At 34.5% G+C, this 14,398-nt stretch carries 12 protein-coding genes; 7 read left to right on the top strand and 5 right to left on the bottom strand.

What is annotated here, in order from left to right:
• The first annotated feature begins 72 nt into the window (after positions 1 to 72).
• The 6 genes from FJR04_RS15200 (at position 73) to panB (ending at position 4,915) form a co-directional block, all read left to right on the top strand.
• Complete coding sequence (locus tag FJR04_RS15200) at positions 73 to 927, top strand: WD40 repeat domain-containing protein (protein WP_168496197.1); 855 nt, start codon at positions 73 to 75, stop codon at positions 925 to 927.
• Positions 924 to 1,409: a PIN domain-containing protein gene (locus FJR04_RS15195; RefSeq protein ID WP_168496195.1), complete on the top strand. Its 486-nt coding sequence runs from the start codon at positions 924 to 926 to the stop codon at positions 1,407 to 1,409. The genes FJR04_RS15200 and FJR04_RS15195 overlap by 4 nt, the downstream gene beginning before the upstream one ends.
• Positions 1,396 to 1,593: a hypothetical protein gene (locus FJR04_RS15190; protein WP_168496193.1), complete on the top strand. Its 198-nt coding sequence runs from the start codon at positions 1,396 to 1,398 to the stop codon at positions 1,591 to 1,593. The genes FJR04_RS15195 and FJR04_RS15190 overlap by 14 nt, the downstream gene beginning before the upstream one ends.
• Before the next feature lie 31 nt (positions 1,594 to 1,624).
• On the top strand, positions 1,625 to 2,677 hold the full coding sequence (locus FJR04_RS15185) for an ATP-binding protein (RefSeq protein ID WP_168496191.1): 1,053 nt from the start codon (positions 1,625 to 1,627) through the stop codon (positions 2,675 to 2,677).
• A gap of 388 nt (positions 2,678 to 3,065) precedes the next feature.
• Entirely contained in the window at positions 3,066 to 4,079 is a 1,014-nt protein-coding gene (locus tag FJR04_RS15180; protein WP_371418137.1) for a two-component regulator propeller domain-containing protein, read from the top strand.
• A gap of 62 nt (positions 4,080 to 4,141) precedes the next feature.
• The gene (gene panB, locus FJR04_RS15175; protein WP_168496189.1) at positions 4,142 to 4,915 is read left to right on the top strand and encodes a 3-methyl-2-oxobutanoate hydroxymethyltransferase; all 774 of its coding nucleotides are present in this window, start codon (positions 4,142 to 4,144) and stop codon (positions 4,913 to 4,915) included.
• 209 nt (positions 4,916 to 5,124) lie between these two features.
• Here the strand turns inward: panB and FJR04_RS15170 are convergent, their stop codons facing one another.
• A complete protein-coding gene (locus tag FJR04_RS15170; protein WP_168496187.1) occupies positions 5,125 to 6,093 on the bottom strand; it encodes a DUF1517 domain-containing protein in 969 nt (322 codons plus the stop codon).
• Between the two features lie 1,404 nt (positions 6,094 to 7,497).
• Between FJR04_RS15170 and FJR04_RS15165 the strand changes: the two genes are divergently transcribed.
• A complete protein-coding gene (locus FJR04_RS15165; protein WP_168496185.1) occupies positions 7,498 to 8,733 on the top strand; it encodes a glycosyltransferase family 4 protein in 1,236 nt (411 codons plus the stop codon).
• On the opposite strand, the gene thiS is transcribed toward FJR04_RS15165, so the two are convergent.
• The 4 genes from thiS to FJR04_RS15145 all read right to left on the bottom strand — a co-directional run bounded on the left by thiS (position 8,730) and on the right by FJR04_RS15145 (position 14,343).
• Positions 8,730 to 8,942 carry a sulfur carrier protein ThiS gene (gene thiS / locus FJR04_RS15160; RefSeq protein WP_168496183.1) on the bottom strand — a complete coding sequence of 71 codons (213 nt, stop codon included), beginning with the start codon at positions 8,940 to 8,942 and terminating at the stop codon, positions 8,730 to 8,732. The genes FJR04_RS15165 and thiS overlap by 4 nt on opposite strands.
• Positions 8,943 to 9,075: 133 nt before the next feature.
• Positions 9,076 to 9,240, bottom strand: coding sequence for a type II toxin-antitoxin system HicB family antitoxin (locus FJR04_RS15155; RefSeq protein ID WP_168496181.1), 165 nt, complete (start codon positions 9,238 to 9,240; stop codon positions 9,076 to 9,078).
• Between the two features lie 50 nt (positions 9,241 to 9,290).
• A complete protein-coding gene (locus FJR04_RS26215) occupies positions 9,291 to 9,461 on the bottom strand; it encodes a hypothetical protein (protein WP_254445297.1) in 171 nt (56 codons plus the stop codon).
• A 244-nt stretch (positions 9,462 to 9,705) separates the two neighbouring features.
• Positions 9,706 to 14,343, bottom strand: coding sequence for a HEAT repeat domain-containing protein (locus tag FJR04_RS15145; protein WP_168496179.1), 4,638 nt, complete (start codon positions 14,341 to 14,343; stop codon positions 9,706 to 9,708).
• Between the last annotated feature and the right edge of the window lie 55 nt (positions 14,344 to 14,398).

Raw genomic sequence — 14,398 nt, 5'->3', positions numbered from 1 at the left:
AAAAAAGTTCATAACTCAAATAGGATGACTATAGCAACTTGAGTTAAATATCTAAAGGAGATAAACAAATCAATGGGAAATATCGCAACTAAATTAGCATCAAAACCAGCAGAATTTAAAAGCTTGTTTTTAGGACAATTTCCAGAACAACAATTAAAAGCAGGAAACACAGAAAAATATTATCAAACTGTCATGGATTTTGATTTTATTTATTTAAAAATTAATCATGATAAATTTGGAGTAGAAGCCCTAATTAGGGATTATCTTCTAATTGAAGATATTGAAATATTGGATAATTTAGCAGATGATGAAAAACTAGCAACAGAACAAATCAAAACACTCAAATTAATTCAACAAACCTTAGAATTATCAGCCCATGTAGTGAATCAAGACCGACATCAATTAGTGAGTCAATTATGGGGAAGATTGCAGAGTTTTGAAAATTCAGATATTCAGAAAATATTAGCAGATGCCGCAGCAAGTAAAAGTGAAATTCCCCGATTGCGTCCCCTTACAGCCAGCTTAACCACTCCAGGGGGAAATCTATTGCGTACCCTGACAGGTCATAACTACTCGGTACGAGCAGTAGCAATTACCCCCGATGGCAAAAAAGCCGTTTCTGGTTCTTATGACAACACCCTGAAGGTGTGGGATTTGGACACAGGAAAGGAACTCTCTACCCTGATAGGTCATAACTACTCGGTACTAGCAGTAGCAATTACCCCCGATGGCAAAAAAGCGGTTTCTGGTTCAGATGACGAAACCCTGAAGGTGTGGGATTTGGACACAGGAAAGGAACTCTCTACTTTTATTGCTGAAAGTTCTATGTATTGCTGTGCAGTTTCCCCAGATGGATTAACAGTTGTCGCTGGAGACACATCAGGACGGGTGCATTTCCTGCGCTTGGAGGGAGGGAATATACAATGAGCAAATCTTATTTTATTTATCTTGATGTTTGTTGCTTAAATCGCCCTTTTGATGATTGGAGTTATGATAGAAATCGTTTAGAAGGTGAAGCAGTTATTAAAATTTTCAAGCTGATTAAATCAGGAAAATATAAATTAGTCAGTAGCGAAGCTATCCAAGCAGAGTTAAGAAAAATGACTAATCTTGATAAATTAAAAGAAATTAGAGAACTATTAAAGCTAGTTGATTATGAAATAATTTTAAATGAGGAAATAGATCAACGTTCCCAAGAATTAGAACAACTAGGATTTAGTCTTTATGATTCTTTTCATGTCGCTTGTGCTGAATATGCTAAAATAGATGTATTATTAACAACGGATGATAGATTACTTAAAAAAGCAATTAAATATCGTAATATATTACAAGTTCAATTAGAAAATCCTGTAAATTGGTTAATGAATAGTTTTCTATTAACTGGAGATGATGAAAATGACACTGATTGAATTACGTACAAAAGGTTATCAAGCCTTAGTTAAAGAGTTAGGACAAATTGACACAATACGCTTTTTACAAGAAATGGGTTGGGGTTCTGGTGATTATACAAAAGAACGCCAAGAGTCTCTAAAAAATGTAACAAGAGCAGAATTTTGGCAAGATATTGAAGAAATTAGAAAGGATAAAATTTGAATTTTTCATAATATGAAATAAAGGTAACTTAATGTTTAATAACACAAATCTTACAAATCTCAGAGGATATCCCCCAGAATTTCAGCAAATCATCACCGCTAAAAATCATAACTTTGTCGGTCGTGAATTTGTCTTTTCTGCTATCAATAGCTTTCTCCATCAATATGACCGGGGTTATTTTACTATTATCGGTGAACCTGGTATTGGTAAAAGTGCTATTATTGCCCATTATGTTAGCCAAAATACGGGAATTGTTTATTACAATGTGGAAATTCCTGGTAAAAATTACGTTGAGGAATTTCTGACAAATATCTCCACTCAATTAATAGAAATTACCCAAAATCAAGGTAGTGAAAATATAATTGATGATTTAACAGATTCTACTATTGATAATAGTAGTTTTTTATCTTTATTACTGCAACAAATTAGCGATAAATTACATCCTGAACAACGGTTAATTATTACTATTGATGGTTGTGACAGAATTGATATTAATAATCAACCACGCGGGTCAAATTTATTCTATTTACCTCGCTATTTACCAGAAAAGGTTTATTTTATCCTTACTCGTCGTCCATTTCTGTCAGATAAATCAGGTTTATTAATTGAAACTCCATCTCAATTTTTAGCTTTAGCAAATTACACAGAACAAAATCGCGCTGATATTCAGGAATATATTAATCATTTACTTTCTCAAAATATTAATCATCAATTATTAACACCAATTGATAATGATGAAGTTAACTTTATGTATGTTAGCGAAATTTTGACAGCTATTAATAACAATATCTATCCTGAGAATTTACAACTTTATTATCAAAATCATTTAAACAAAATGAATTTAACAACTAGTGAACAGCAAACAATGGCTTTACAAGTGTTAAATATCTTCATTCAAGAACAATCTCTTTCCTTAGAAAGGATAGCAGAAAGATTAGATGAAGATGAATATGACATCAAGGTAATTTTAGATAAATGGCGAGAATTTTTACATTTAGAAAAAATTGGAGAAGAGATTAATTATAATCTTTATCATGCTAGTTTTCGTGATTGGTTAAAGCAACAAATTGAGGCTAAATGTTGAGTTATCCAGGAAGATAGTAAATTACGTAAGTAGATTAAGTAATGTAAAAATATTGAGATAATTTGGTAGTAAGGGCTTCAGCCCTTAAATGAGGACTAAAGTCCTCACTACAAACTTTGAATTATTCAGTCTATTCTACTTATATAAATAAATACTGAGATAAATTGACATACTAGACTAGATACGTACAAATTTGCGATCGCTGGTATTATATTTGGGTGCAAATTCCTAAACTAGGATTTTCCTATCTATGTCAAAAACTTTTTAGGTTACTTTAAGTCAATAATTGGATACTTCTATCAAAAGGAATATAACCGTGACTTTATTTCACAAGCATACTAACTTATTGATAATGTCCGCCTTGCTGGGTTTAATAACTTTACCAAGCATGGTAACACCAGCTACAGCCCAAACAGACAAAAATCCCAGTCAGAATCAAAGTTCTACTCCTACTTATCCAGCCGCACCACCACCGGAACGAGTCCAACCCTTACCGAATGAAAGAGAGTTAGAAGAAGGTAAAATGGAGGTGGATTATCGGATTAGTAACTTACTAGGAGATTTTACAGGTAATCTTTGGGTGGGTTCGTGGCGGGGATTATCACGGATTGACCCCAATACAGGTAAGGTTATTTCCCGCGTCAGTTTACCAAATATTACTATTAATGCTTTAGCACAAGATAAAGTAGGGCGTTTGTGGGTAGGAAACAATGAAGGTTTAACCAGAGTAGACCCCCAAACCAGTCAAATTACAGCCCAAAACTTATTATTACCCTCCAAACGAGTATTATCACTGTTACTTGATAAGCGGGGTTACTTGTGGGTAGGAACTGATGCTGGGTTAACCCTGGTTAGTCCTGACCAAGGCTTAATTATGACCACAGTTCAAAATATGCCTGGTGTTAGTGTTAATGCCATGACTTTAGATGCTAATGGTCAACTGTGGGCGGGGACATTGGAAGGACTGGTAATGGTGAATACAGCCAGTGCTTTGCTGATGAAAAGAATCCAAGATTTACCAGGGGGAACTGTACAGACTTTAGCAATTAGTCCAGAAGGATTAATTTGGGCCGGAATGCCAAATCAATTGTTAGTAATTAACCCAAAAAATGGTATTGTATTGCGGTCAGTGACTCCACTGCGCGGACGCAACGTTACATCAGTTAGGTTTGCCAAAGATGGCAGTGTGTGGGTGGGTACTACCAATGGTTTGCTGCGATTAAACCCATATACAGGAGCAGTTTTAGACCAAGTGGCCGGACTTCCTTCCAGTCGTGTTTTGACCCTTGCACCGGATATTGGCAATAAATTATGGGTGGGAACAACGGAAGGTTTAGCTTGGTTAATGCCTTCAGTCGGTCAAGCCCGGCCTCATTTTGGTTTTGGTCGGTATGTAAAATAGGGAATAATTGACAATTGACAATTGACAATTGACAATTATCAATTATCAATTATCAATTATTTATGCCAGTTACAACCCAACAATTAACTCAATGGAAACAACAAGGACGGGCGATTGTTGCGTTAACTGCTTGGGATTATGCGATCGCTCAACTTTTAGATCTAGCTGGTGTAGACTTAATCCTAGTTGGTGATTCTCTTGCAGTTGTCCTTGGTTATGAAACTACGTTACCAATAACTTTGGACGAAATGATCCACCATGCTAAAGCTGTGCGTCGTGGTGTTAAAAATGCTTTGGTGGTGGTTGATTTACCATTTTTGACTTATCAAGAAAGCATTTCCCAAGCCATGCACTCCGCCGGCAGAGTTCTCAAGGAAACGGGGGCGCAAGCGGTAAAGTTAGAAGGTGGTTATCCCGCCATGGTAGAAACTATTAGCCGCTTAGTCCAGTCTGGAATTCCGGTTATGGGTCATGTTGGTTTAACACCCCAGTCAATCCATCAATTAGGATTGCGACAACAGGGAAAAACCCAGGAAGAAGGAGAGAGGATTTTTAATGAAGCGATCGCTCTCGAACAAGCTGGTGTTTTTGCTATAGTATTAGAACATATTCCCGCAAAACTAGCACTGCAAATTACTCAAAAAATCCGTATTCCTACCATCGGCATCGGTGCAGGTTCTAGCTGCGATGGTCAAGTATTAGTCACTTCTGATATTCTTGGACTTTCGGAAAAACAACCACCATTCGCCAAAGTTTATACAAACTTACGAGAAACAATTACCAAAGCTGTACAAGATTATGCTGTGGAAGTGCGAGAACGACAGTTTCCTAAATAACAAGTAAAAAATCCGATCCAAACATCTTGAAAAATAGGCGTTGCTGATTAAGAGTATGATTTTGTTTCACGCAGAGGCGCAGAGTCTACAGAGAGTAAGAGTTTGAAATCATTGATTTTTGAATTTCATACCCTAATTCAGCAACGCCGAAAAATAATATAGAGACGTTCCATGGAACGTCTCTAATGAGGTTTTGGAAAAATCCCCAATTAAACCAATTTCAAATCAGGATATTCAGCAAACAAATCATCAGATGTCAGCGTATCCCCTTCCGCTTGGGGAGTCCACAATACTTCAATTGCTAAAAGTTGTTCACCAGAAAGACTACCAATTTGACGTAAAGCTTGACGTAAATCATCAGCACTATTAATAGCGGGAATTTCACATTTACCCAAAGTCGCCGCTAATAAGGTGACAATAATATATTCTCCTGGACCTTCGCTAATCAAACGAGTAGGATTATCTAATTCACCAGGTAAGGCTTCTTTACTCAGAACAGCCTTGAGTTGATTATTGACATTAGAGAGAGTTTCTTCACTAAACTTACTCCGTTCCGCTAAAGATAGACGATTGAATTGGGATTCGGCGGAATTTAATTTTGCTTGTTGAGTTCCACCACCTGCATATACCCAGTATTCAGGGTGGCGTAATAAAGCTAAACTCGCTTCTTGCAAAACTTCGCTTCTTCCCGCTGGAGTATTGGTATCAGCAGCTTCAGCAATTTGATTAAGTTCGGTTTGTAAATTTCTGGCTTGGGCTAACAAACCAACTTGTAAGCGGGTAACAGAAACAGAAGGATTGCTGCTATAGTTTGCTTCTTCAGTTTCTCCACTGGTAACACGACGAAAAGTTTGGACTAAAAAATTAGCCATTGCAAAAAAGATTAAAATCCCAAACAAACCGCCAAAACCGCCACCAAAACCCCATAAGGGTAAAAGAAACGGAAATCCAAAACCACCGCCATAGGGAGCAGCATAGTAACCACCTCTACCAGGCATATTGCTACGTGGTGAGTAGGTACGGCTAGAAGGCATTCTAAAAGAACCACCACCAATGCGTCCACCACTACGGGCTGCTAAGGCATTATCAGCATGACTAAAGGCTAAAGTTAGCACTAAGCTAAGAATGAAGGCGGTTTTGAATAGAGGCTTGAAGAATCTGTGTAGTTTTTTACCCATAAGACATTTATTGCGAAAACTGTATTTTTATGATTACTTCTCCTGCTGAGAGGAGTGGTGCAGTGTATCGCACTATTTCTAATCTACCGCGTCTTGTTTTGGTTAGGCAGAAAATAGGGAGGGATTTCTTGGATTGATAACCGTACCTCTTTCTGGACTTATTTTTAACTGTGTAGATTATTACTAATAATTACTGGCGTAGCAGAGAAACAAGATAGTTGTAAATGATACAAGATTTATTTTTGATGATTAATTTTACTATCAACTAATTTTTTCCGGATAGAGGCAGAATATTTAGCACCTATATCTTAGGGGGTTTGACTTTTTAATAAGTGACGTAAATGCAGTGACAATTAACAATTTTATACTGATTACCTTTCCACTCTAGGAATAGGTGGCATTGTGATAAATATATCCATGATTACCATTTAGAGGTACTCAATTTTAACGTTGGCTAAACGTTATGATTGATACTCTAACGAATAATGACAATAATGTAAGTAACAAAAGGTCAAAATAATGGGTGTTATCAAATCATTATTTGGTAGGAAAGTCTATGATCTAGATTACCAAATTGCTAGATATTTTATGGCGATTTGGCACAAAAACAAAGAATATTTACGGTATTCTAAAAGGAATAGTTAGATATAACAATTTCCGAGTAGTTTCTGAGTAATCTCTTGGGAGTACAAGTTATAAATCATAGCTATCTTGGATTATGCAGATAAATGATCTAGAATTGATAAACACAGGCAACTTAAACAATAAATTTCACTGGTAATTGGGTGAATAATTGACAGTTATGTTAGGTTGATAGTTTTTAGTTTTGCTAGTCAGACGTTACATCATATACAGCAAAATTTAGGAGTTACCGAGTCAGGAGTAAAAACATGAGTGTTAGTTGATAGCTCAACGTGGCGTTAGCTATGTTTGGATTTCAACCTTCTATTTCATTTTCTTGCACTGCAATATATTGTCAATTCTCTTGCTCCTACATTTTAATTATCAGGTGAAATTTTGATAGATTGCAACATGAAAATTGGGGATTTAATAGATTTATCAAGTTTCCAAAAGTAAAAAATATCAGAAATACCAAATTAGTGACTTATCCCACTCTTAGTTAATATTCTTCTCTAGCACTCAGCAAATTCTAAGTACCTATAGTTAGTAAGTTGACAAAACAATTATTTATAATCAGAAATTACTGCTAGTTTCTATTGTAAATTTAGGTTGTTACTTTTCTAGCGTTTATCTGGCAGAGAAAATAAATGTTTTTTGAGTTTTGCTTTGATTCTATTTTAAAACCAGGTTGATTTTGCCTTTGTTGTTAAATTTTCAATAGTAAATAATGACTTAAATTCCCAAAGATGGCGCTAAGTTTTAGCTAATTTATCAAGCTTAATTATGGAAAATATATCACAGCTAGGGTCACAAGTTAGAGATAAAACAGCTTATCCAGATATCCTAGTCATTTCTCGGATATTTCGTCCACAGGATGCCGTAATTGGTGAGTATGTTTATAATCGTTGTTTGCAAGATCCTGAGCGAGTAATTGTCTTAGCTGGTGGTTGTGCTGGAGATAAAAAATTTGATAAATCCCAGCAGTTTCCTGTTTATCGCTGGCTGTATTTTCGTTCTTTTGCTGATAATTGGTTAGGAAATATTCTGCAATCTTGGTTTAATATTATTTGTTCTTTTTTACTAGCTATTAAATTATATTTTCGCTATCATTACCGCTACATTGAATGGTGTCACGGTTATGATTTTCCCGCGTTGTTGATACTCAGTTATATTTTACCAATTCGCTTTTTTATCTATTTACATGGTAATGATTTAGTTCGTACAGCTAATAATCCTTTATGGAAATGGCTATTAAAATTAACTCTGCAACGTGCTGAGGGTATTGTTTGTCATAGTTCTTATACTCGCAATTCTTTAAGAAATACTTTTCGTTTAGATACACCAACTCATGTGATTAATCCGGTAGTCAGGCCAGAAAGATTTGGTAATCCTACTAGTTTGAGTCATATTGATGATTTACGTAATCGTATTCGTCAAACTTACAATATTCCAGAAACAGCGATAGTTATTCTTTCTGTTGGTAATTTGGTTAAATATAAAAACTTTGATCGGGTAATAGATAATATTCCCGTATTGCTAAATTTTGGTGTAGATGTTCATTGTATTATTTGCGGTGAAGGATCTTATGAAAACCAGCTAAAATCCCAAACCCAAAGATTGCGAGTAGATAAACGGGTACATTTTGCGGGTTATGTACCAGAAAGGGATTTAGCTGGTTATTATGCTGCTTGTGATATTTTTGCTATGTTGAGTTCAGATAATCATCAAGATTACACCATAGATAATTTTGGTTTAGTTTATTTAGAAGCCGGTTATTTTGGTAAACCTGTCATTGCTTCTCGCTTAGGTAGTGTTTTAGATGCGGTTCATCATGAAGAAAATGGCCTGTTGGTAAATCAGGATTCTGGTTATGAGGTTTTGCAAACTTTTAATCGTTTGTGTCAAGATTCACAACTGCGGGAAAAACTTGGCCGTCAAGGTAAGGAATTAGCTAAACGCAAAAATTATCATCGTTGGTTATATAGTCCTGAATCTTGTTATTCTTGTTTATTGAATTAACCACCACCAACTATAGTTACTACTTCCAAGCGATCGCCATTTTTGATTTGAGTTTCTGTCCAAAATTGACGATGTAATATTTCACCGTTATATTCTACTGCTATTAAGCGAAGATTAAAACCCAACTGTTGGAGTAATTCAGGTAAAGCAGTTGGGGATACACAATTGCGGGTTTCTCCATTGACTTGGAGACTAATTTGATTAGACATAAATAGAAATTTTGAATTTAAGAGTTATAAAAATATAGCAGATTTAAGGTTTATGAGGTACAGTCACAGTCAGAATCACGGATTAGACGGATTAAAGGATTTCACAGATTAAAATTCAATTTTGAAAAATACCTTATAAAAATGAATCAATATCAACGAGTAAACAACCTTCAACGGCTTCATATATATTTTGTAGTAATTCTTCAAAAGTATCTCCTTGGGTAGCACAACCAGGAATAGCAGGAACTTCTGCCCAATAACCTGTTTCTTCTTTGTGAATAATGACTTTTATTTTCATGGTTGGAAGTTCATTTTTTCAGATGAGTGATCCTCAAAAACAATTATATCTTATCTATCCCGATCTTCTCTAATCATTTCTGTACTATCTGGTAATCCAAAATCGGCAGGATTTAAGCGCCGACGATTGCGGCTTTCCTCTAGGACTTTTAGGACATTTTGACGACGTTGTGTTTCTGTTTGCTGTTGTTTTTCCTGTAAGGCTTTCTGTAATAGTGTCACAACTTGAGATTCTATGGAATCATTTTCAGATTCAGCTAATTTTTGTAGTTCTTGATATAGTTGTTCGGGTCAAGTGATGACATTAAGATTATTCATCTGTCAAACTCCCAAGGTTATTTATTAATAATGGTAACACGATATAGTAAGGAGGAGTATAGACATGAGACAAATTTCTATTTTTTGGACAATAAACAGTTGGTTATAGTTGTTCTGAAGATTCCTATTTTAGTTTTGTAGAATAGTATTACTCCAATTCCTCTAACCAAGTTTGAACCACTCCTAATAAATTATCCTGTGGAGGTAGAAAACCACTCAAGGGAGATGCTATTGGTGTATCGGTAATCAAGGCGATTTTTAACCAGTCATTCTGTAATTGCTGACAGAATTTAATTAATTCTGGGTGAGGATTAATATCACAGAAAATGAGGGCGATTTTATCTGTTTTTAGATGTTTTCTCAGGGGTTGGAGTTCGTTTTCTAAGTCAAATATATCTTCTATGTTATCGGCTTTTTGTTTGGGAAAGATTTCGCTATAAATTTTGATTAATATACCTTTGGCTATGGCTTTTTCTGCGGTTTTCCCTTCCAGGTTGGCGGCATTGAGGGGGATGGGATAGGTGGTGGAGGTGGGTTGCAGTTGCTTTAATTGGGTATAAATATCGGTGTATTGTTGTTCGAGTTGGTTAAGGGTGTTGGTGGCGTGCCATGCTTGGTAGAATTGGGGATAGGTGAGGTTTTTGGCACAGTAGTAGAGAGTTTCAAAAGTCATACGATACATTTGGGGATTGTTTTTATATGTTTCCTCGTTTAGATTTTTATTCAAGTTTGAAACTGTTACTAAGTAGTTATCTTTTGTTTTTAAGATTGCTTTTAAAGATTCAAAATACATATAAGTTTTATCTTTGTCTATTTCATAAGGATTAATTATTATATCTTTATTTTTATTAATCAGAAATATCAAATTTGATACTAACTGATTATTACCTAATGCTATATTTTTCATTCTTTCCCTGTCGTAATCTGGATCACTCCATTTTTCTATTTTACTTAATACATAAAAGAAAAATGTAATAAATTCTTCATTGCTTAAATTAATATTATACCTTAATATTGAAATTCTTGTATTGTTACTAGAATAAAGCAGAGATAGTAACTTGTATTTAATTTCTTGATTTCCTGGGTCTATAATATGTAGACAGTGACAAATCTGTACAATAATTTCTTCATTTTTGCTGTGAACGAGTATGTTCTCAAAAGCTAATATTACATCTTTATTTCCTTTTGCGATATTACTTAAAATTCTAGATGCTTGACAATAGATATACATATCCTCAGTATAACTATTAAGTATGAACAGTAAAGCTGATATTACTTCTTTATTATTTGCTGTTATTTTACCTAACTGTTCAATGGCATTATAAATCCAATGTTTGATATTTTCGTATTTAACGGAAGAAAATGTGGAAATTAAAACTGATATTGTCTTTTCATTAACTAATTCTATTTTTTCAGACCACAAAAGCAACAAACAAGGAAGAAGTATAACTTCATTTTTACTAGAATCTAGTAAAGAATTAAGGATAGAAATTGTAGCTGATATTCCCTTGTCATCATTTACTATATTAGTCAGAGTGTTAGCAATTACGTAACAAATATCTTCATCTTCAACACAGTAGAACATAGATATTAAAGCTGATATTACTTCTTCATTCCCTACTGCTACTGAGTATAAACTGTTGATAATACTTTGCTTGAGAGTTTTATTTGTACTAGATTTAAGTATAGATATTAAATATGAGATTGTTTTTTGATTTCCTATAGCTATCTTAGCTATACTGTAACCACAATTACTTACAATATGTTCATCTTTATTAGAACAAGCAAATGACATTAAAGTTGATATTACTTTTTCATTTCCTAATGCTATTCTACCTAAACTATGAATAACATTTTTGAGAGTATCTTTATTAGTAGAATTAAGGAGAGAAATTGCTGCTTCTATTGCTTGCTCATTTTTGAATGCTATCATACCTAAACTATAAATAATAAGTTCATGAGTAAGTTCATTATTTACAGAATAAAATGTGGAGATTAAATCTGAGATTACTTCTTCATTTCCTAATGCTATAGTTGCTAAACTTGAAGCTGCTCTAATACCAATATTTTGAGATTTAGTATTTTTAATTATTGATAAATAAGCTGATAATAACTGTTCTTTTTCTAAAATAATTTTTTCTAAAAGCATCAAAAGGTAATGATTCTTATTCCAATTTTCCACTTCACTATCAATAGCTATAGAGATTAAAGCTGATATTGCATAATTATTCCCTACCGCTATATTTTCTAAGCTACGAAGAGGATCATAAAATGACATTGGATGCTGAATGCTTGGATATTTAGGATCAGAAAGGAAAGAAAACCAAGATATTAAAACTGATATTACTTGATCATTTCCTACTCCTATTTCACCTAATACCTGAATTATCCTGTGCTGTGTATCTAGGTATCTAGTTGAATTAAGAATAGATAGACAAGCAGAAATAAGAATTGAATTACCCGGATCTATTTTTGACAAAGCAATAGCAATTTCACAAAACCACTCTTTATTATAATCTTTAAAGATCCCATTCATATTGTTAAGTATATTTGTCAACGCTGATATTGCTTGTTGATATCCTACGGCCATATCTCCTAAAAGATAAGCAATATTAAATCTCGAATTATAATCACAAGTATTTTGAATTAAAGAGTAACATAAGGCTTGTATAACATTATCTTTCTTTATTATTCTTTCTTTCCTAATATTCAATAACGACGCTACATTGTTTACGGTTAAGTTCAATCTTTTGTTGATTTTTTGACTATGAAGAATAGAAATACAATGTTCAATAACTCGTTTATTTTCTATTTGTTGTAAAACTTGCCAAGCATGAGTTGATATAACTGGAAAATAGATAAAGGGTTGTTGTGAATCAACATCAAAACTACCAAATGTCGCCATTATAATGTCATCTACAATTTTATCTGCCAAAGAACAATCTTGAAATTCGTTGAGAGCTATACCTGCTTTGAAATAAGCTTGATAATTATAAAAATCCCCCTTACCACAACCTGTCTCAAAATCTACTAATCCTTGAAGAAACTCTTCCTTATCAATATCCTCTCTCCCCATCCACAATAAAAATACTTCATTCCATTCATTCTCAAAAATGCGATATTTCTTACCCTCAACAGGTTTCTCAACATGATTTTTAGGTAAAAAATAATCCCAATCATCAATTACACAAGCTGCAAAATATTCTGCAAAACTCAGGTGAAAGAAAGCATAAACCCTTTCATCAGTTTTTTGGTCACGATAAACCCAATTTAACCAACCTAACCTTTCTGCTAACTCAAACTCCTCTAAATTTATGACATCTTTAATCACAGACTCCTTGAGACTGATTTTTTCATCAATCATCCTCAAAGCCAAATTTCCCAAAGCCTGATTTAACTGTTGTCTGTGCGCTGCTGTAGTGCCAAATTCCCCTTTTTTCCATTCATAAGTTGCATCCACAAAACGCTGATACAAATTCGCTTTGGTTTCCGGTAATTCCCCTTGCAAAAAATACCAACTCTGACACAACATTGCCAACCGCAAAGGGTTTTTGACTAAATCAAAAATGCGGCTGTGTTGGGGTGCGGTTAACTTTTGCTGTAACTGTTTCCCTAACTCCGGTTTTTCCGCCTTTTCATACCACTGCTGAATAAAATCTCTCACCTGGACATCACTAAAAGCCAGAGTGCGATAGTAGTCAAAATTAGCTATGGGGTTAGGTTGCCAAACATTGAGACGACAGGTGAGAATTACCCTAGTCCAAGTTACCCATCCTTCTAATTGGCTATTGAGTTGGGATAAAGGTGAGTTTCCGGTAGTTTTCATCTCATCCACCCCATCCAACAGCAACCACACTCGCTGATTTTTAAACTGTTGTTGTAAATCTGCCACTAAAGCCGGTGTAACGGTAATTTGGGAGGGGATAAACTCTAAAGCCTCTTCTAGCCAAGTATGCAGTAAATAGTCTTTTAGGGTTCTATTTTCTAACCGACTGAGACTAATAAAAATAGGGCTAGGATAATCAGGATTATCGGCTAAATATTCGGCAATTTTGCTTAACCAAGTGGTTTTTCCTGCCCCTGGTTCTCCAATAATGGCTAAATTTTTGGTTTGCTGGCCTATGACTTCATCAATAAATTGCTGATATTCGTATTGTTTGGTAATTTCTTCTGTTTTTAATTCATATTGTCGCATACCCTCAGCCGCATCGGGAAAGGGTGTTTCTTCTTTACGTCGTGCGGGTTTGGGTTGAATTAAGCCTAATTGGACGAAGATTTCTATTTCGTGTTTTAATTCTGTGATTTGTCGTCTTAATCGTTGTTGATCTTGCTGTTTTTGTAGCATTTTCTGGCATATTTCGCGCCAGTTGATTTGTAGGGTTTCGGGTTGGGGTTCAGGTTGATTATTTTGGGTTTGTTGTTGTGCAAGCCATTCACGATATTTCTGTTCCCAAAGCCATTTATAAGCCTGTTTCCAAGGCTCATTTCCTTTTTGTGGTCTACCTTTTTTTGATTCTATAACGCATTTGTTTTGTTGAAGAATAGGGTAAATATTATTTTTTAGTTCATCTTTAATCTTTTGAGTTCTATTGACAATTTCATTTTTAAAAGTAATTTTCTTAGCAAGTTGCTCATCATCATCAATACTATAGTTCTTCGGGTCAAACCTAACTATAAATATTTGTTGTGTATCTCCAGTAAATTCAAATTTTCTGGACATCTCTAGCAGAAATTGTTGTTTTAATGTTGTTTCTTCTGGGGACATCATAAATTGCACTTTGCCCATTAATTATATATGGTGAGTTTAGTATTTTCAATTAGCCTCATAACCCGCCTGGGAA

Source organism: Anabaena sp. UHCC 0204 (assembly GCF_009711975.1).
GTDB lineage: Bacteria > Cyanobacteriota > Cyanobacteriia > Cyanobacteriales > Nostocaceae > Dolichospermum.
This window is presented reverse-complemented; position numbering and strand designations above follow the sequence as displayed.